Raw genomic sequence first — 18,684 nt, forward strand, 5'->3', positions numbered from 1 at the left:
TGTGAAACTATTAATTGTAAGCGATAGCCACGGGTTACAAGAAGAACTGCTCACTATCAGAGAGAGACATGCTGATGTAGATAAGATGATCCATTGTGGGGACTCTGAGTTGCCGCAAGACAGCAAAGAAATGTCTGCGTTTTTAGGCGTTCGAGGAAATTGTGACTACGATGCATCTTACGTTAATGATCGAGTAGAGTCGCTTGGAGAAGCTACGTGTCTGGTTACACACGGTCACTTATATAATGTTAAAATGTCTATGATGAATTTGCATTACAAAGCGAGAGAAGTCGGGGCAAACGTTGTTTGTTTTGGGCATTCTCACATAGCGGGAGCTGAGCTCATGGACGGAGTTTTATTTATTAATCCAGGAAGTATGTTACTTCCTCGTATGAGAAAAGAACGTACGTATGCTATACTAGTAATGGATGGTACAGAAGCTACCGTGCAGTTTTACGATATAAGCGGTAAACATATTCCTAGCATGCAGTTAACCTGTACACTTTCAGCATAATATAGCCAAATATAGGGAGAAGAGAAGGTTTTTTACCTCTCTTCTCATAAAATTTCAAAAAAACGTTGACTTTTAAATTATATTTGAATATAATAAGTATTGTCTTTGATACACTTTAACATTATGTCCCAGTAGCTCAGCAGGATAGAGCAACGGCCTTCTAAGCCGTCGGTCGGGAGTTCGAATCTCTCCTGGGACGTCCGGAAAAAACCGGCTTTTACTTTTTAGTAAAAGCCGGTTTTTTTATTTATCTTCAAAGTGAATGTTTGTTCATTCAGTGTGTACAAATGAACGTTTCAGAAAAACTTTTTGAACTGCTGTAAACCCTTATTACATCAATAATGAAAACGCATTCAAATATTCTGTTTAGTCTAAATTGTCTAAAAAAATATTGAAAAGTGGTTGACTATGCATAGAAATGGGCGTAAGATAGTCCTCAAATATAAGTTTTCTAAAAATTTTAATTAATTGTAATTAATTTAAAATATGATGTGTAAAGCATTGTTCAAAAAGCATATAGCGTTTTAAAACGTTGAAGAGGATAAGTAGTTTTGATGTTTAGGTATCAACAGAGAGTCGGGTTGCTGGAAGCCGGCGTTACCAACTCAAAATGAACTCACCTCAGAGTGTCACCCTGAAATTCAGTAAGGGCGACCGAGTGTACTTCCAAAGCACTCGTTATCAAAAAGAATGTACATTATACATTCATAAGGTAATCATTACGATTACAAACGAGGGTGGTACCGCGTAAAGTACAAAAGACTTTTCGCCCCTTGACCTATATCATTTGATAGGGTCTATTTAGGGGTGAGAAGTCTTTTTTCTTTTATCTAGAAAACGAAAGGATGAGAAAAGTGGGAGCCAATATGCAAACGAAAGAACCTGTAAGCACTGGGGCACAAATGAATGGAGCTGACATGTTGATTGAATCTCTAAGAAGAGAAAATGTTGACGTCATCTTCGGTTACCCAGGGGGAGCCGTTTTACCGATTTACGATAAGCTATATGGTTCAGGAATGTTTCACGTACTTGCTCGTCACGAACAAGGTGGAATTCACGCAGCAGAAGGGTACGCAAGAATTTCAGGCAAACCCGGTGTAGTTATCGCAACAAGTGGTCCTGGTGCAACAAATATCGTAACAGGTTTGGCAGATGCGATGATTGACTCACTTCCTTTAGTTGTTTTTACTGGTCAAGTAGCTTCAAGTGTAATTGGTTCTGACGCGTTCCAAGAAGCAGATGTATTAGGGATCACAATGCCAATTACAAAACATAGCTATCAAGTACGCAATATCAGCGATATGCCGAGAATCATCAAAGAGGCATTTCATATTGCGACAACAGGAAGACCCGGTCCAGTCTTAATCGACATTCCAAAAGATATGGCACAGGGTGATGGAACATTTAATTACGAAGGAGAAATTGATTTACCTGGCTATCAGCCAACTTATTTTCCAAATCAGCTGCAGGTTAAAAAATTAACAGACGCAGTAGCAGCTGCAAAACAACCTGTTATTCTAGCAGGTGCGGGAGTGTTATTGAGTAAAGGTTCAGAAGAATTAAAAAATTATGCTGAACGTCAAAATATTCCGGTTATTAATACGCTTTTAGGGTTGGGCTGTTTTCCTGCAGATCATCCGCTTCATTTAGGAATGGCTGGCATGCACGGAACCTACACAGCAAACATGGCAATTTATGAGAGTGATCTTCTCATTAGTATCGGTGCACGCTTTGATGACCGGGTAACAGGTAACTTAAAGCATTTTGCACCAAATGCAAAAATTGCTCACATTGACATCGACCCAGCGGAAATTGGAAAAAATGTTCCAACCAAGATTCCAATTGTTGGAGATGCAAAAGAAGTATTGAAGCAATTGCTTCTGCAAGAAGGAGAAGTTGGAGATTATACGAAATGGCATGAGAAATTAGCGGCGTGGAAGCAAGAATATCCATTATGGTATCAGAACTCGGCAGATGTGTTAAAACCACAAAAAGTAGTTGAGTTGCTTCACAAGTATACAAATGGAGATGCCGTTGTTACAACGGACGTTGGGCAACATCAAATGTGGGTAGCTCAATACTATACATTTAATAATCCAGATCGATGGGTAACTTCAGGTGGTCTTGGCACCATGGGCTTTGGATTACCTTCTGCAATCGGCGCTCAGCTGGCAAACAAAGATAAAACAGTTGTAGCAGTCGTTGGCGACGGTGGATTTCAAATGACGCTTCAAGAATTAGGAGTTATTAGAGAATTAAATTTACCTGTAAAAGTGGTTGTACTTAACAATCAGTCGCTTGGTATGGTTCGTCAGTGGCAAGAAATCTTCTATGAAGAACGCTACTCACACTCTTTAATTCCGAATCAGCCTAATTTAATGAAGCTTGCAGAAGCTTATGATATCAAAGGTTTACAAGCTTCTACTGAAGAAGAAGCGCATGCGGCTTTGAAAGAAGCAATGGAAACAGATGGACCTGTTTTACTAAACTTCTTTGTCGCACCTAAAGAAAACGTATATCCAATGGTTGCACCTGGAAAAGGATTACATGAAATGGTAGGGGTGAAACCATGAAGCGAATTATTACAGCAACTGTATTAAACCGTGCGGGCGTATTAAATCGCGTGACGGGGTTATTTACAAAAAGAAATTTCAATATTGAGAGTATTTCGGTAGGTCACACTGAATCTGAAGATGTATCACGCATGACGTTTGTTGTGAACGTAGAGCATGATAACGCTGCTGAACAAGTGATCAAGCAGTTAAATAAGCAGATTGACGTGTTGAAGGTTCAAGATATTACGGATCAAGCGGTGGTATCAAGAGAGCTTGCTTTAATGAAAGTAGCCTCTACGCCAGCGAGCCGTAACGAACTTTATGCAGTAATTGAACCTTTCCGTGCAACCATCATTGATGTAAGCCGCGACAGCTTAATTATTCAAGTAACAGGTGAATCCAGCAAGATTGAAGCGATGATTGATCTACTTCAGCCTTATGGATTAAAAGAAGTAACGCGCACGGGAACAGTAGCTGTTCCGCGCGGTACGCAAAAAGCGGCAGCCAAACTTTCATCAATTATTTAATTCTAGCTAGTTACTAACCAAGTAAACTATATAAAACTATATAAACTAAGAGGAGAGATTTATTATGACAAAGGTATATTATAACGGAGATGCAAAGGATCAATTATTACAAGGTAAAACAGTAGCAATCGTAGGTTATGGTTCACAAGGTCACGCCCATGCACAAAACTTACGCGACAGCGGAGTAAACGTGCTAGTAGGATTACGTAAAGGTAAATCATGGGACCAAGCAGAGCAAGACGGTTTCACTGTATTATCTGTAAAAGATGCAGTTCAACAAGCAGAAGTAGTGATGGTATTACTTCCAGATGAGTATCAGCCAAAAGTTTATAACGAAGAAATTCTTCCAGGACTAAAACCAGGAAAATCTTTAGTATTTGCTCACGGTTTCAACATTCATTTTAACCAAATCGTAGCACCTGAATTCGTTGACGTATTCTTAGTAGCTCCAAAAGGCCCTGGTCACCTTGTAAGAAGAACGTATGAAGAAGGAGCTGGCGTACCGGCGTTGTTCGCAGTATTCCAAGATGTAACTGGCGAAGCAAAAGACGTAGCGTTAGCTTATGCTAAAGCAATCGGTTCAGCTCGTGCGGGTGTGTTAGAAACAACATTTAAAGAAGAAACAGAAACAGATCTTTTCGGTGAGCAAGCAGTACTTTGCGGTGGGTTAACTTCATTAGTTAAAGCTGGTTTTGAAACGCTTGTAGAAGCTGGCTACCAACCGGAAGTTGCATATTTTGAGTGTTTACACGAATTAAAATTAATTGTTGACCTTATGTATGAAGGCGGAATGGAAGGCATGCGTTATTCAATCTCTGATACAGCTCAATGGGGTGACTTCGTTTCAGGACCACGCGTTGTAGATGAGCGTTCAAAAGAACAAATGAAAAAAGTGCTTGAAGATATCCAAACAGGTAAATTTGCAAAAGGCTGGATCCTAGAAAACCAAGCAAATCGTCCGGAATTTACAGCTATCAATAACCGTGAAAACGAACATTTAATTGAAAAAGTTGGCGCTCAATTACGTGAAATGATGCCATTTGTTAAAAAACAAAAGAAAGAAGCGGTGATCGCTAGTGCAAAAAATTAAACTATTTGACACGACGCTACGCGATGGTGAACAGTCACCTGGAGTCAATTTGAACCTACAAGAAAAGCTTGAAATTGCTAAGCAGTTAGAGCGATTAGGTATCGACATTATTGAAGCCGGATTTCCCGCTTCTTCAAAAGGTGATTTTCAATCCGTAAAAGAAATTGCGTCTATTGTCAAAAATTCTTCTGTAACAGGCCTTGCAAGGTCTGTTACAAAAGATATTGACATTGCATGGGAAGCGTTAAAAGAAAGTGCAGAACCAAGACTGCATGTTTTTATCGCTACTTCCGAAATTCATATGCAGCATAAATTGAAAAAAACACCTGATGAAGTACTTGAAACAGCAGTGGAAATGGTAAAGTACGCAAGTAAAAAATTCCCGGTTGTTCAATGGTCTGCTGAAGATGCATGTCGAACAGATTTACCGTTTTTAGCTAGAATTGTAGAAGCAGTTATTGATGCTGGTGCAAAAGTCGTTAATATTCCAGATACAGTAGGATTTATCACTCCTGGTGACTATCAATCAGTATTTAATTACTTAAAAGAACATGTGTCAAATATTCATAAAGTTGATTTGTCAGCTCACTGTCACGATGACTTAGGGCTAGCTGTGGCCAATTCAATGGCTGCTATTGAAGCAGGAGCTACTCAAATTGAAGGAACGATTAACGGAATCGGAGAACGTGCGGGTAACGCAGCTCTTGAAGAAGTAGCACTTGCGCTTCATGTCCGTCAAGATTTCTATCAAGCGAGCACAGGTCTTATCTTGCCTGAAATTAAGCGTACGAGTGACATTATCAGTAAGCTTACCGGAATGAATATTGCACCAAATAAAGCAATTGTAGGAAAAAATGCTTTTGCTCATGAATCAGGTATTCACCAAGATGGCGTCTTAAAAAATCCGTTAACATATGAGATTATTTCCCCAGAACTTGTGGGTGTTAAACAAAATCCAATTGTGCTTGGTAAACACTCAGGCCGTCATGCGTTCCGTACACGCTTAGTAGAGCTTGGATTCACATTGGAAGATACAGAAGCGAACGTGCTTTTTGATAAGTTTAAAGACTTAGCAGATAAGAAAAAAGACATTACCGATGATGATTTATTGGCATTAGTCATTCAAAAGCAAGTTAGCAAAGACAGTGAATATAAGCTTGAAAGTCTGCAAGTTCAGTATGGTACGAACAATATTCCTACGGCTACGATTACGCTTCGCAAAGAAAACGGCGAAGCGATTCAAGAAGCAGCTACGGGATCTGGAAGCGTGGAAGCTATCTATAATACGCTGCAGCGCTGTGTTGAACAAGATGTAAAACTATTAGACTATCGTATTCAGTCTATTAACGGTGGGCCGGATGCGCTGGCTGAAGTATTTGTGAAGGTTGAAAGCGAAGGAACTGAAGCAAGCGGACGCGGAGTAGCATTTGACGTATTAGAATCGTCAGCGAAGGCATATCTGAACGCCATTAATCGTTTAATCGCTATTCAGCAGCATCGTACAAAGCAAGAAGTAATGTGAACTGAAGGGAGAGACCACCATGACAAAAAAAGTCGCTGTATTACCGGGTGACGGCGTAGGAACAGAAGTAACCAAAGGCGCTGTTGCCGTTTTAAAAGCAATTGGAGAGCGCTTTGATCATCAATTTGAGTTTACGTATGGACTAATTGGCGGAGCTGCAATTGATGAGGCGGGCACACCTCTTCCAGAAAGTACAATTGAGACTTGTAAGCAGGCCGATGCTGTATTACTTGGTTCGGTTGGAGGGCCAAAATGGGATCGTAACCCTTCACATTTGCGACCGGAAAAAGGTTTGCTAGCTATTCGAAAAGAACTGGATTTATATGCTAATCTTCGTCCGGTGACGTTTTATGATAGTTTAGCGGATGCCTCTCCTCTGAAAAAAGAATACATTGAAGGTGTTGACTTCATTATCGTCCGTGAGCTAACAGGGGGCTTATATTTTGGTAAGCCTAGCGAGCGCCGAACAGAAGGAAATGAAGAAACAGTTGTCGACACATTATTTTATAAGCGTACAGAAATAGAAAGAATTATTCGCCAAGCATTTGACACGGCTGTAAATCGACGTAAAAAAGTAACGTCTGTTGATAAAGCGAATGTGCTTGAGTCTAGTAGAGTGTGGCGTGAAGTAGCTGAAGAAGTAGCAAAAGACTACCCGGATGTAGAGCTTGAGCATATGCTTGTAGATTCAGCTGCTATGCAGTTAATTCGTAATCCGAAGTATTTTGATGTAGTGGTAACTGAAAATATGTTTGGTGATATTTTGAGTGATGAGGCTTCTATGCTGACAGGATCGTTAGGCATGTTGCCATCTGCGAGCTTAACGGCTGATGGTCCATCTTTATATGAACCGGTTCACGGTTCTGCACCAGATATTGCTGGTCAAAACAAAGCTAATCCGATTGCTGCTATTTTATCTGCAGCAATGTTGCTTAGACATTCATTTGGATTAGAAAAAGAAGCAGCAGTGATTGAACAAGCGGTTGAAAGTGTATTACATGCAGGTCATCGAACAGCTGACTTAGCAGACGGTAATCATTATTTAGGTACCGATAAAATGGTCGAGGCGATAACTGCGGTAATTGCCAATGATTCTGCCATTTCAAGCATTATGACAGCTTACAGTTAATCATGCGTTTCTCACGTTTTGTGAGAAACGTTTTTCATAATCAGAAAGGAGGAGCAGTATGAAACCAAAAACAATTATTGATAAGCTTTGGGAACAACATGTTGTACGTCGAGAAGAGGGGAAGCCGGACTTATTATATATCGATCTTCATCTTATTCATGAAGTAACGTCCCCTCAGGCATTTGAAGGTCTTCGCGTGGCAAATCGCCAAGTGAAGCGTCCAGACTTAACGTTTGCTACAATGGATCACAACATTCCAACGGTTGACCGTTTTAATATTAAAGATCCGATTGCCAAGAAACAAGTAGACAAACTATCCGAAAACTGTCAAGAGTTTGGTGTGAAGCTTTTAGATTTAACAAGTGAAGAGCAAGGGATTGTGCATATCATTGGACCGGAGTTAGGATTAACTCAGCCTGGAAAAACCATTGTGTGCGGAGATAGCCATACATCTACTCACGGTGCGTTTGGAGCGCTTGCTTTTGGGATAGGAACTAGTGAGGTAGAGCATGTTTTAGCAACACAGACGCTATGGCAAGCGAAACCAAAAACGCTTCAAGTAAAAGTGAATGGCAAAAAGCAGCCTGGCGTTTATGCTAAGGACATTGTGTTAGCGATTATTCAAAAGTTCGGCGTGAATTTTGGAACGGGTTCAATCGTGGAATTTACGGGCGAATGTATTCGCGATCTTTCAATGGAAGAGCGGATGACCATTTGTAATATGTCTATTGAAGCCGGTGCAAAAGCTGGTTTAATCAGTCCAGACGATGTCACTTTCTCTTATATTAAAGGACGTCAGTATGCTCCTAAAGGAGAACAGTTTGAAAAAGCAGTGGAAGCTTGGTCAGCTTTAGCAACAGATGAAGGTGCAGCGTACGATGAAACGCTGGAAATTGATGCAGATACAATTGAACCTGTTGTAACATGGGGAACAAATCCGGCGATGAGTTCTTATGTTAGCAAGCAAGTTCCTACATTAGAAGAGTGTAAAACAGAAGCTGAGAGAAAGTCTTTGTCACGAGCACTTGAGTATATGGGCTTACAGCCTGGCATGGCAATAGAAGAGATTCCAGTTCAGCATGTATTTATCGGTTCATGTACAAATGCTCGTTTGTCTGATCTTCGTGACGTGGCAGCCTTTATTAAAGGAAAGAAAGTGTCACCAGATGTGCGAGCGATCATTGTACCAGGTTCTCAAAAAGTAAAGCGAGTGGCTGAAGAAGAAGGGTTATCTGCTATTTTCATTGAAGCAGGTTTTGATTGGAGAGACTCAGGCTGCAGCATGTGTCTAGGCATGAACTCTGACTTAGTTCCACAAGGCGAACACTGTGCGTCCACTTCTAACCGCAATTTTGAAGGACGTCAAGGAAAAGGCGCTAGAACGCATTTAGTAAGCCCGGTAATGGCAGCAGCGGCAGCGGTATATGGACATTTTGTTGATGTACGCAAACTACAAGAACAAGCGGTGCGATAAGGAGGAGAACACAGATGAATGCTTTTACAATCCACACAGGGAAAGTAGCAGGTCTCGACCGAGCAAACGTAGATACTGATCAAATTATCCCAAAGCAATTTTTGAAAAGAATTGAGCGTACTGGGTTTGGCCAATTTCTATTTTTTGATTGGCGATATAATGAAGATGAAACGTTAAATGAAACGTTTGAATTAAATCAGCCTCAAAATCAAGGAGCAACAATTCTTGTAGCTGACGAGAACTTCGGATGTGGTTCGTCACGTGAACACGCGCCATGGGCGCTTTTAGACTATGGGTTTCGGGCCATTATCGCACCTTCATTTGCGGATATTTTCAAACAAAACTGTCTGAAAAATGGTATTTTACCTATTGTTTTACCAAAAGAAGATGTTTCCTATTTAATGAAAGAGTCTCAAAGTGCTTCTTACGCCTGTACAATCGATCTTCATCAGCAAAAAATTACCGATGAAGCAGGCTTTGAACGTACGTTTGATATCAATGGCCATTGGAAATATATGCTTGTTAACGGATATGATGAAATTGGCTATACGCTTTCTTTTGAAGACGACATTTCTGCTTATGAAGCAAAAACGGTAAGATATTAACCAAAAATCGAGCAAAATTATGATTTTGCTCGATTTTTTTGCGTTCCGTTAATCGAATTGCTAAACTGTAAAGCAAATGGACCGCGAAGTGGGGAGAAAACATGTCGAATGAACAACAAAACAAAATTGTAGCTTTTCCTCTATTAAAAGAACGGTTGGTTGAAAAAGCTACAGATCATATGCAGCACAAGCAATTTCAAGAAGCACTTCCTTTATTTGAGCAGGCCTACGAACTTGATAATAAGCATCATGAAATTTTGCTTGGCCTTGTTATTTGTCACGTGGAGCTCGGTGATGCAGGCATAGCCAAGGAATTGTGTGAGCAAATGCTGAAAGAAGATATTGGCGATTATTATCATAATTTGCAAATGTACCTCATGGTGTTAATTCAGCTTGGTCACTATCATGAAGGATATGTCACTCTACAAGCAGTTATTCAAGAACACAAACTCCCATCTGAACATGCTGAACAGCTTTATCAGCTATTGGAGTTCTGCAAAAATAGAATGAATCAAGAACAAGTCATAGAAGAACAAACAGAAGAAGAACAGCTAGAGCAGTTTAAATCATTCACAGCTCTAGACAATATTCAGGATCAGCTTGAATGGGTTCATTCATTAAAAACAAAGAGAATTGAAAAGCAGCGCTTCTTTCTGGAACAGCTATTTTCATCTGAAGCTATTCACCCTATCGTAAAAACAGTCGCTTTAAAAACAGTCATGGAAGAAGAAGTAGATATTGATTTTATGATTACTAAGTTTGGAGAAACGAAAAAAGTAAATGCGCTTCAGCTTCAACGAACAACACCGTATTTGTTTGCCGAGCAAGTAGAAGGGCAGCTGACGGAAAAGCTGGAGCATGAAAATCCTACATTGCTGCAGGTTGCCGTTGAAATATGGCAGCGTCATTTATTTATTACATTTCCGTTTTTACCGGGTGATAATGTAAAACTTTGGACAGCAGCGGTGTATGCTGTTAGTCTGATGATGCAAGGAGAAGAGTCAGATGCAGCTGTAGCAGAGGAAGACGGGAGTTTCTCCGCAGCTGAATTAAGAAAGGCAATTAAAGAGCTAAAAGAAATTGAAGAAATTTCTTTTATATAAAATGTGGTGTTTAGTTGAAACGTCATTGTTGTATGTTATAATATAATGGTTGTAAAATGCACTTAAATACGTATAGTAGAATTTCATCTTTACATTACATTCCTACTTACTTTAAAGTAATAGGGAGTTAAATAGATAATGATTGAGGGTTGAACTGATAGGCTATCTGCATTATCTAGTTTAGAAATCACTACTTAAAATGATTTTGGAGGGAAACATTCATGTCTGCAAAATGGGAAAAACAAGAAGGAAATCAAGGCGTTTTAACAGTAGAAGTTGAAGCTGCTGAGTTTGATAAAGCCTTAGATAAAGCATTCACAAAAGTTGTAAAACAAGTAAACGTACCAGGGTTCCGTAAAGGTAAAATGCCTCGTCCACTTTTCGAAAAACGTTTTGGCGTAGAATCTTTATACCAAGATGCACTAGACATCTTATTACCTGAAGCTTACAGCAATGCAATTGTTGAAGCTGGTATCGAGCCGGTTGATCGTCCAGAAATCGATGTTGAAACAATCGAAAAAGGACAACCTCTAGTTTTCACTGCTAAAGTAACTGTTAAGCCTGAAGTTAAATTAGGCGAATACAAAAACTTAGAAGTAGAAAAAGTAGATACAACTGTAACAGATGAAGACGTTGAAGCTGAATTAAAAACACTTCAAGAGCGTCACGCTGAACTAGTTGTTAAAGAAGAAGGAACTGTAGCTGAAGGTGATACAGCTGTAATCGACTTTGAAGGTTTCGTTGATGGCGAAGCATTCGAAGGCGGAAAAGGCGAAAACTATTCTTTAGAAATCGGTTCTAACACATTCATCCCTGGCTTTGAAGAGCAACTAGTTGGTCTTGAAGTAGGCGCTGAAAAAGAAGTGGAAGTAACATTCCCTGAAGAGTATCACGCTGAAGAGCTAGCTGGTAAAGCTGCTAAATTCAAAGTGAAATTACACGAAATCAAATCTAAAGAGCTTCCAGCTTTAGACGATGAGTTTGCAAAAGACGTAGATGAAGAAGTAGAAACTTTAGAAGCGTTAAAAGCAAAAACAAAAGAAAAATTACAAAGCGATAAAGAGAATCAAGCGGAATCAGCTCTTCGCGACACTTTAGTAGAAAAAGCTGCTGAAAACGCTGAAGTAGAAATTCCAGAAGCAATGTTCAATACTGAAATGGATCGTATGATGCAAGAGTTTGAACAACGTTTACAAATGCAAGGTCTTAACCTTGAACTTTACTTCCAATTCTCAGGTCAAGATGAAAAAGCTCTTCGCGACCAAATGCGTCCGGATGCTGAAAAGCGTGTGAAAATCAACTTAACGCTAGAAGCTATTTCAAAAGCTGAAAATCTTGAAGTAAGCGAAGAAGAAGTAGAAAAAGAATTAGAAAACATGGCAGGAATGTACAACATGCCTGTCGAAGAAATTAAGAAAGTGCTTGGCAGTCTTGATAGCATTAAAGAAGACATGAAAGTACGTAAAGCAGTTGAATTTCTTGTAGAAAACAGCAAAGCTGTTGCATAATAGTAAGTAAGAAACAAGGCGCGACTTGATCGTGCCTTGTTTTATAAACTTCAATAGTTTTTTTATATCATAACCAACACCGTAGAAGCAGCTTTAACCCATTGTTTGAAATCCGTGGTTATGAAATAGGCCCAATAAGAGGACACTATATAATAGCAGATCTCCATTCTGTTATGCTCATCAACAACATATACATAAAACGTTTTAGTATCTATTCAAGAAAATGTATGGTAAAATGCAATACAAATCTTTTCATAGCGCTTTTACTATGTAATAAAGAGGGGCATTTACCTACAAATAGATGAGTTGTTCATGTTGTTGGGCTATAGCGCGGATAGAAATCAGCTTCGAGCACTTTAGTAAATACTACAAGGGGTGAAAATTATGTTTAAATTTAACGATGAAAAAGGGCAGTTAAAATGCTCATTTTGTGGTAAAACACAAGAACAAGTACGCAAGTTAGTTGCGGGTCCAGGTGTTTACATATGCGATGAATGTATTGAACTTTGCACGGAAATCGTAGAAGAAGAGTTAGGTACAGAAGAAGAAGTAGAATTTAAAGATGTACCAAAACCAAAAGAAATTCGTGACATTTTAGATGAGTATGTAATTGGTCAAGAGGATGCGAAAAAATCGTTATCCGTTGCGGTATACAACCATTACAAACGAATCAATTCAAACAGTAAAATTGATGACGTTGAGTTATCAAAAAGTAATATTGCATTAATTGGACCTACAGGAAGCGGTAAAACTTTACTAGCTCAAACATTGGCTCGTATTTTAAACGTACCGTTTGCGATTGCAGATGCAACATCTCTAACAGAAGCGGGTTATGTAGGAGAAGATGTTGAAAACATCTTATTAAAATTAATTCAATCAGCTGATTACGATGTGGAGAAAGCTGAAAAAGGTATCATCTACATCGATGAAATTGATAAAGTAGCGCGTAAGTCTGAAAACCCATCTATTACACGTGATGTATCAGGTGAAGGTGTGCAGCAGGCTCTTCTTAAAATCTTAGAAGGTACTGTAGCAAGTGTTCCTCCTCAAGGTGGACGCAAACATCCTCATCAAGAATTTATTCAAATTGATACAACAAATATCTTATTTATTTGCGGTGGTGCATTTGACGGAATCGAACCTATTATTAAGCGCCGTCTAGGTAAAAAAGTAATTGGTTTCGGTTCAGAAACAAAACAACAAGATTTTACAGAAAAAGAGTTACTAGCAAAAGTATTACCGGAAGATTTATTAAAATTTGGTTTAATTCCAGAGTTTATTGGTCGTTTACCGGTTACTGCTAGCTTAGTGCCTCTTGATGAAGAAGCGCTAGTTGAGATTTTAACAAAACCGAAAAATGCACTAGTGAAACAATATCAAAAAATGCTTGAACTTGATGACGTTGAACTTGAGTTCGAAGACGAAGCTTTAGTAGAAATTTCCAAAAAAGCGATCGAGCGTAAAACAGGTGCTCGTGGTCTACGTTCAATCATTGAAGGTATTATGTTAGATGTAATGTTTGATCTTCCTTCACGTGATGATATTACAAAATGTATTATCACAGGTGAAACTGTTCGTGATCAAGCGGCTCCTAAGTTCGTATTAGAAGACGGATCTACTATTCAAGAAGGCAGCAAAACATCAGCATAAAAAAAGCCGGGTACTCAAATTGAGTACCCGGCTTTTTTCTGTTGATGAAGGACAACTAAATTTTACTTTTTACTAGAATCTTGTTTATTCCTACTGTTGCAGGGAGATAATAACTGATAATTATCTTACTAAACTGCGCAGGAGGTTTATCTATGAACTGGACGAATATTGCCTTAATGGTCCAACTCTTTTTTGGTATCATCATTGGCTTATATTTTTGGAATTTATTACGCAATCAGCGTACGCAAAAAGTCTCAATTGACCGGGATTCAAAAAAAGAAATGGAGCAATTGCAGAAAATGAGAGCCATCTCTTTAACCGAGCCGCTTGCCGAACGTGTGAGGCCGTCTAGCTTCTCCGATATTGTCGGACAAGAGGATGGAATTCGGTCACTAAAGGCTGCCCTTTGCGGTCCTAATCCACAGCACGTGATTGTATACGGGCCGCCTGGAGTAGGAAAAACAGCAGCAGCACGTTTAGTGTTAGAAGAAGCGAAAAAAAATAAAAAATCACCTTTTAAACAAGCAGCTGTATTTGTAGAGTTAGATGCAACTACGGCGCGTTTTGATGAGCGAGGCATTGCTGATCCTTTAATTGGGTCAGTTCATGATCCCATTTACCAAGGAGCAGGAGCTATGGGCCAGGCTGGAATTCCGCAGCCAAAACAAGGAGCAGTTACAGATGCACACGGGGGAATTTTATTTATTGATGAAATTGGAGAACTCCATCCTATTCAGATGAATAAGCTGTTAAAGGTTCTAGAAGATCGAAAAGTATTTATGGAAAGCGCCTATTACAGCGAAGAAAACACACAAATCCCGACACATATTCACGATATTTTTCAAAATGGTTTGCCAGCAGACTTTCGTTTGATTGGTGCGACGACTAGAACACCTAATGAAATTCCGCCTGCCATTCGTTCCAGATGCGTAGAGGTATTTTTCCGTGAACTTGATCGCGACGAAATTATTACAGTTGCAAAAAAAGCAGCAAATAAAGTAAGAATGGATATATCAGAAGAGGGTTTATCTCTGTTTTCTACATATGCACGCAATGGACGTGAAACGGTTAATATGATGCAAATTGCGGCTGGATTAGCGATATCAGAGGAACGAACGGACATTAAAAATGAAGATATTGAGTGGATTGTTCATTCTAGTCAACTATCTCCAAGACATGATCCGAAAATTGCAGATGAGGAAAAAGTAGGGCTCATTAATGGATTAGCGGTGTACGGGCCCAACTCTGGAGCACTTTTAGAAATTGAAGTCAAAGCGATTCCTGCAAAAGAGAAAGGGAACATTATTATTACGGGTATCGTTGAAGAGGAAAGTATAGGGACTCAAGGGAAGTCTATTCGCCGTAAAAGTATGGCTAAAAGCTCAATTGAAAATGTCATAACTGTTCTTCGCTCAATGGATGTTCCTGCCGATGAGTATGATATTCATGTAAACTTTCCGGGAGGCGTTCCGATTGATGGACCTTCTGCGGGTATTGCTATGGCAACAGGTATCTACTCAGCGATTTATGAAGTTCCAATCAAACATACGGTAGCAATGACAGGAGAAATTGGTCTGCACGGCAACGTAAAGCCAATTGGCGGCGTAATTCCAAAAATCAAGGCAGCTAAACAAGCAGGCGTTCAGACGGTGATTGTGCCAAAAGAAAATATGAATGCAATGGTAGAAAAGGTAAAAGGTATCGATATTATTCCTGTCCATCATTTAACAGAGGTGTTCGAACAAGCACTATTGTCTGTACATGAGCATGTTGCACATTTGTCGGTAGATCCAGCTATTTCAACTAGAGAATCTAGCTAATTCTATCATGATAATTAAAAATTAATGGTCGGATGAATATTCATCGCCTTTTTCGCGTATAAAACCTTTATACACAGCCAACGAAAAAGGCGTTTTTTTATGAAAAGAGCTTAAAAAGATATATTTTGCCTTTTAATTCTTTCTCATGGTACAATTAGTAATTACTATTGTTAGACATGTGTATACAAATGAGATAAAATTGTTAAAAGAATTCACACTTTACATACTTTAATTGACGAGCATTGGAGGTGTTCATTGCATGGCAGAAAAAGAAAAATTGACAATGCCGCTATTGCCTTTACGAGGTTTGATCGTCTATCCGACAATGGTGCTTCATTTAGATGTTGGGCGAGATAAATCTGTGCAAGCATTAGAAAAAGCAATGATGGATGATCACTTAGTTTGTTTAGTATCACAAAGAGATATGGGTATCGATGAACCAACAAAAGAGGATTTATATAGAACTGGTACGTTAGCAAAAATTAAACAAATGCTAAAGCTGCCGAATGGAACGATGCGCGTCTTAGTAGAAGGACTAAATCGCGTAACCGTTACAGAATTTGAAGACAGCGAAGAATATTTTGTTGTGCACGTGGAAAAGCAAAACGAAGAACATCAGGTTGATGTAGAAGATAAAGCGCTGATGCGCACGCTTTTAGATTATTTCGAACAATACATAAAACTTTCCAAAAAGGTGTCCGTTGAAACTCTTTCAACCGTAAGTGACATTGAAGAACCAGGAAGATTAGCGGATATTGTAGCTTCTCATTTACCAATAAAAATTCAGCTTAAACAAGAAATTTTAGAAATAACTGATGTGAAAGAAAGATTAAATACGATCATTTCGCATATTCAAGACGAGCAAGAAGTTTTGCAGCTGGAGAAAAAAATTGGACAGCGTGTAAAGAAATCAATGGAACGCACTCAGAAAGAGTATTATCTTCGTGAGCAAATGAAGGCGATTCAAAAAGAGCTTGGAGACAAAGAAGGAAAGACGGGAGAAGTAGCAACACTTCGCGAAAAAATTGAAGCAAGTGGGATGACGGACCATGTCAAACAAGTGGCGTTTAAAGAATTGGATCGCTATGAAAAAATTCCTGCTACCTCCGCTGAAAGCTCAGTCATTCGAAATTATATCGAGTGGTTGATTGCGCTACCTTGGACAAATGAAACGGAAGATACGCTCAATATTCATAATGCTGAACAAGTACTGAACGATGAGCACTATGGCCTTGAAAAAGTGAAGGAACGCGTATTAGAATATCTAGCCGTGCAGCAGTTGACAAAATCTCTTAAAGGTCCTATTTTATGTTTAGCAGGGCCTCCTGGCGTAGGGAAAACATCCCTAGCCCGTTCAATTGCTACGTCTCTAGATCGTCATTTTGTACGAGTGTCTCTAGGCGGCGTGAGAGATGAGTCAGAAATCCGCGGTCATCGTCGCACGTACGTGGGAGCTATGCCTGGACGCATTATTCAAGGAATGAAAAAAGCAGGAACGATTAATCCGGTATTTCTGCTTGATGAAATCGATAAAATGTCAAATGATTTCCGTGGAGACCCGTCTTCTGCTTTGTTAGAAGTATTGGATCCTGAACAAAACCATAATTTCAGCGATCACTATATAGAAGAAACGTATGATTTATCAAAAGTGATGTTCGTGGCTACAGCTAATAACTTAGCTACAATTCCGGGGCCGCTGCGCGATCGAATGGAAATTATTCAAATTGCTGGTTACACGGAGCTGGAAAAGCTTGAAATCGCGAAGCGTCACCTATTGCTGCGTCAGCTAGAAAATCATGGACTGCAAAAGGGCAATTTGCAGATTCGCGATGACGCGTTAACAGCAATCATCCGTTTATATACGAGAGAAGCTGGTGTTCGTAACCTTGAACGCGAAATTGCTTCCATTTGTCGAAAAGCAGCTCGTATCGTAGTCTCTGGCGAGAAAAAACGCGTGGTGGTGACGGCCAAAACGCTTGAAGAATTCCTTGGTAAGCCTAGGTTCCGTTACGGACAGGCTGAGACGGAAGATCAAGTTGGCGTTGCTACAGGTCTTGCTTACACAACTGTAGGAGGAGACACGCTAGCCATTGAAGTAAGCTTGTCCCCTGGTAAAGGAAGACTAGTGCTAACCGGAAAGCTTGGAGATGTGATGAAAGAATCAGCTCAGGCAGCATTTAGCTACGTGCGTTCAAATGCAGAGAAACTAGGAATTGATGAAAAGTTTTATGAAAAACATGATATTCATATCCATGTTCCAGAAGGAGCTGTACCAAAGGATGGACCTTCTGCAGGAATTACCATTGCCACTGCTCTAGTATCAGCACTAACGGGTAAACCAGTGCGTAGAGAAGTAGGAATGACAGGAGAAATTACACTAAGAGGTCGCGTATTACCAATCGGCGGTTTAAAAGAAAAGTCACTTAGTGCACATCGTGCCGGATTAACTAAAATATTAATCCCTCATGATAATGAACGTGATATTGAAGATATCCCTGACAGTGTACAAGAGGAATTAGACATCGTTCTTGTGTCACATGTGGACCAAGTATTGGAACATGCGCTAGTAGGAGAGGTAAAATGAAAGTAACTCAAGCCGATATTGTCATCAGTGCTGTACGCCCTGAACAATATCCTAAAGAAAACCTGCCAGAGTTTGCGTTAGCAGGCCGTTCAAATGTAGGAAAATCATCTTTTATTAATAAGATGCTCAATCGCAAAAGCTTAGCGCGTACGTCGTCTAAGCCTGGAAAAACTCAAACGCTTAACTTCTTTTTAATTAATGAAATCCTTCACTTTGTAGACGTACCTGGCTACGGATTTGCAAAAGTGTCTAAAAAAGAGCGTGAAGCATGGGGGAAAATGATTGAAACGTATTTAACAAATCGTGAGCAGCTTAAAGCTGTGTTAATGATTGTTGATCTACGCCATGCACCTTCAAAGGATGACGTTATGATGTATGAGTTTTTGAAGCACCATGACCTTCCCGTTATGGTTATTGCGACGAAGGCTGATAAAATTCCTAAAGGAAAATGGCAAAAGCACTTAAAAGTAGTGAGAGAAACGCTGGACTTGGATCCAAATGATGAATTAATTCATTTCTCATCTGAAACAGGTGAAGGAAAAGATAAAGCGTGGAAATCTTTGCAGTACCGCATGACTCACTAAACAAAGGAATAGAAGCTAA

General features: G+C 39.6%; 14 protein-coding genes, 1 tRNA gene and 1 other annotated feature. All 15 genes read left to right on the forward strand.

Features of this window, described 5'->3' with window-relative positions:
* The first annotated feature begins 1 nt into the window (after window position 1).
* The 15 genes from MMB69_RS01005 to yihA all read left to right on the forward strand — a co-directional run bounded on the left by MMB69_RS01005 (window position 2) and on the right by yihA (window position 18,665).
* Complete coding sequence (locus MMB69_RS01005; protein WP_013059377.1) at window positions 2-514, forward strand: metallophosphoesterase; 513 nt, start codon at window positions 2-4, stop codon at window positions 512-514.
* A 125-nt stretch (window positions 515-639) separates the two neighbouring features.
* Window positions 640-713 (forward strand) — tRNA-Arg (locus MMB69_RS01010).
* A gap of 324 nt (window positions 714-1,037) precedes the next feature.
* Window positions 1,038-1,291 (forward strand) — a binding site (T-box leader).
* 68 nt (window positions 1,292-1,359) lie between these two features.
* Entirely contained in the window at window positions 1,360-3,087 is a 1,728-nt protein-coding gene (gene ilvB, locus MMB69_RS01015) for an acetolactate synthase large subunit (protein ID WP_155660677.1), read from the forward strand.
* Entirely contained in the window at window positions 3,084-3,596 is a 513-nt protein-coding gene (ilvN, locus tag MMB69_RS01020; RefSeq protein WP_013059375.1) for an acetolactate synthase small subunit, read from the forward strand. The genes ilvB and ilvN overlap by 4 nt, the downstream gene beginning before the upstream one ends.
* A gap of 64 nt (window positions 3,597-3,660) precedes the next feature.
* Window positions 3,661-4,686 carry a ketol-acid reductoisomerase gene (gene ilvC, locus MMB69_RS01025; RefSeq protein WP_221784645.1) on the forward strand — a complete coding sequence of 342 codons (1,026 nt, stop codon included), beginning with the start codon at window positions 3,661-3,663 and terminating at the stop codon, window positions 4,684-4,686.
* Window positions 4,673-6,208, forward strand: a complete 1,536-nt coding sequence (locus MMB69_RS01030) for a 2-isopropylmalate synthase (protein WP_277447029.1) — start codon at window positions 4,673-4,675, stop codon at window positions 6,206-6,208. Before ilvC ends, MMB69_RS01030 begins: the two co-directional genes overlap by 14 nt.
* Window positions 6,209-6,227: 19 nt before the next feature.
* Window positions 6,228-7,337, forward strand: a complete 1,110-nt coding sequence (gene leuB / locus MMB69_RS01035) for a 3-isopropylmalate dehydrogenase (RefSeq protein WP_013059372.1) — start codon at window positions 6,228-6,230, stop codon at window positions 7,335-7,337.
* Window positions 7,338-7,395: 58 nt separating this feature from the next.
* On the forward strand, window positions 7,396-8,811 hold the full coding sequence (gene leuC, locus MMB69_RS01040) for a 3-isopropylmalate dehydratase large subunit (protein WP_277447030.1): 1,416 nt from the start codon (window positions 7,396-7,398) through the stop codon (window positions 8,809-8,811).
* A 14-nt stretch (window positions 8,812-8,825) separates the two neighbouring features.
* The gene (leuD, locus tag MMB69_RS01045; RefSeq protein WP_013059370.1) at window positions 8,826-9,416 is read left to right on the forward strand and encodes a 3-isopropylmalate dehydratase small subunit; all 591 of its coding nucleotides are present in this window, start codon (window positions 8,826-8,828) and stop codon (window positions 9,414-9,416) included.
* Between the two features lie 101 nt (window positions 9,417-9,517).
* Complete coding sequence (locus MMB69_RS01050; protein ID WP_264408599.1) at window positions 9,518-10,519, forward strand: tetratricopeptide repeat protein; 1,002 nt, start codon at window positions 9,518-9,520, stop codon at window positions 10,517-10,519.
* 221 nt (window positions 10,520-10,740) lie between these two features.
* Window positions 10,741-12,027, forward strand: a complete 1,287-nt coding sequence (gene tig, locus MMB69_RS01055; protein ID WP_016765666.1) for a trigger factor — start codon at window positions 10,741-10,743, stop codon at window positions 12,025-12,027.
* Between the two features lie 384 nt (window positions 12,028-12,411).
* Window positions 12,412-13,677 (forward strand): ATP-dependent protease ATP-binding subunit ClpX, encoded by a 1,266-nt coding sequence (gene clpX / locus MMB69_RS01060; RefSeq protein WP_013059367.1) that lies wholly within the window; start codon window positions 12,412-12,414, stop codon window positions 13,675-13,677.
* Between the two features lie 152 nt (window positions 13,678-13,829).
* Complete coding sequence (lonB, locus tag MMB69_RS01065) at window positions 13,830-15,497, forward strand: ATP-dependent protease LonB (RefSeq protein ID WP_153254651.1); 1,668 nt, start codon at window positions 13,830-13,832, stop codon at window positions 15,495-15,497.
* Between the two features lie 259 nt (window positions 15,498-15,756).
* Complete coding sequence (lon, locus tag MMB69_RS01070; RefSeq protein ID WP_277447031.1) at window positions 15,757-18,081, forward strand: endopeptidase La; 2,325 nt, start codon at window positions 15,757-15,759, stop codon at window positions 18,079-18,081.
* The gene (gene yihA, locus MMB69_RS01075; RefSeq protein ID WP_013059364.1) at window positions 18,078-18,665 is read left to right on the forward strand and encodes a ribosome biogenesis GTP-binding protein YihA/YsxC; all 588 of its coding nucleotides are present in this window, start codon (window positions 18,078-18,080) and stop codon (window positions 18,663-18,665) included. The genes lon and yihA overlap by 4 nt, the downstream gene beginning before the upstream one ends.
* The last annotated feature ends 19 nt before the right edge of the window (window positions 18,666-18,684 follow it).

This window comes from Priestia sp. P5 (genome assembly GCF_029522155.1).
In the GTDB taxonomy this organism is placed as follows: Bacteria; Bacillota; Bacilli; order Bacillales; family Bacillaceae_H; genus Priestia; species Priestia megaterium_E.

Coding starts and splice junctions, on each gene's coding strand:
- ilvB (WP_155660677.1), top strand. CDS start 1,360: ATGAGAAAAGTGGGAGCCAATATGCAAACGAAAGAACCTGTAAGCACT.
- MMB69_RS01050 (WP_264408599.1), top strand. CDS start 9,518: ATGTCGAATGAACAACAAAACAAAATTGTAGCTTTTCCTCTATTAAAA.
- tig (WP_016765666.1), top strand. CDS start 10,741: ATGTCTGCAAAATGGGAAAAACAAGAAGGAAATCAAGGCGTTTTAACA.
- leuD (WP_013059370.1), top strand. CDS start 8,826: ATGAATGCTTTTACAATCCACACAGGGAAAGTAGCAGGTCTCGACCGA.
- yihA (WP_013059364.1), top strand. CDS start 18,078: ATGAAAGTAACTCAAGCCGATATTGTCATCAGTGCTGTACGCCCTGAA.
- lon (WP_277447031.1), top strand. CDS start 15,757: ATGGCAGAAAAAGAAAAATTGACAATGCCGCTATTGCCTTTACGAGGT.
- leuB (WP_013059372.1), top strand. CDS start 6,228: ATGACAAAAAAAGTCGCTGTATTACCGGGTGACGGCGTAGGAACAGAA.
- leuC (WP_277447030.1), top strand. CDS start 7,396: ATGAAACCAAAAACAATTATTGATAAGCTTTGGGAACAACATGTTGTA.
- ilvC (WP_221784645.1), top strand. CDS start 3,661: ATGACAAAGGTATATTATAACGGAGATGCAAAGGATCAATTATTACAA.
- ilvN (WP_013059375.1), top strand. CDS start 3,084: ATGAAGCGAATTATTACAGCAACTGTATTAAACCGTGCGGGCGTATTA.
- clpX (WP_013059367.1), top strand. CDS start 12,412: ATGTTTAAATTTAACGATGAAAAAGGGCAGTTAAAATGCTCATTTTGT.
- lonB (WP_153254651.1), top strand. CDS start 13,830: ATGAACTGGACGAATATTGCCTTAATGGTCCAACTCTTTTTTGGTATC.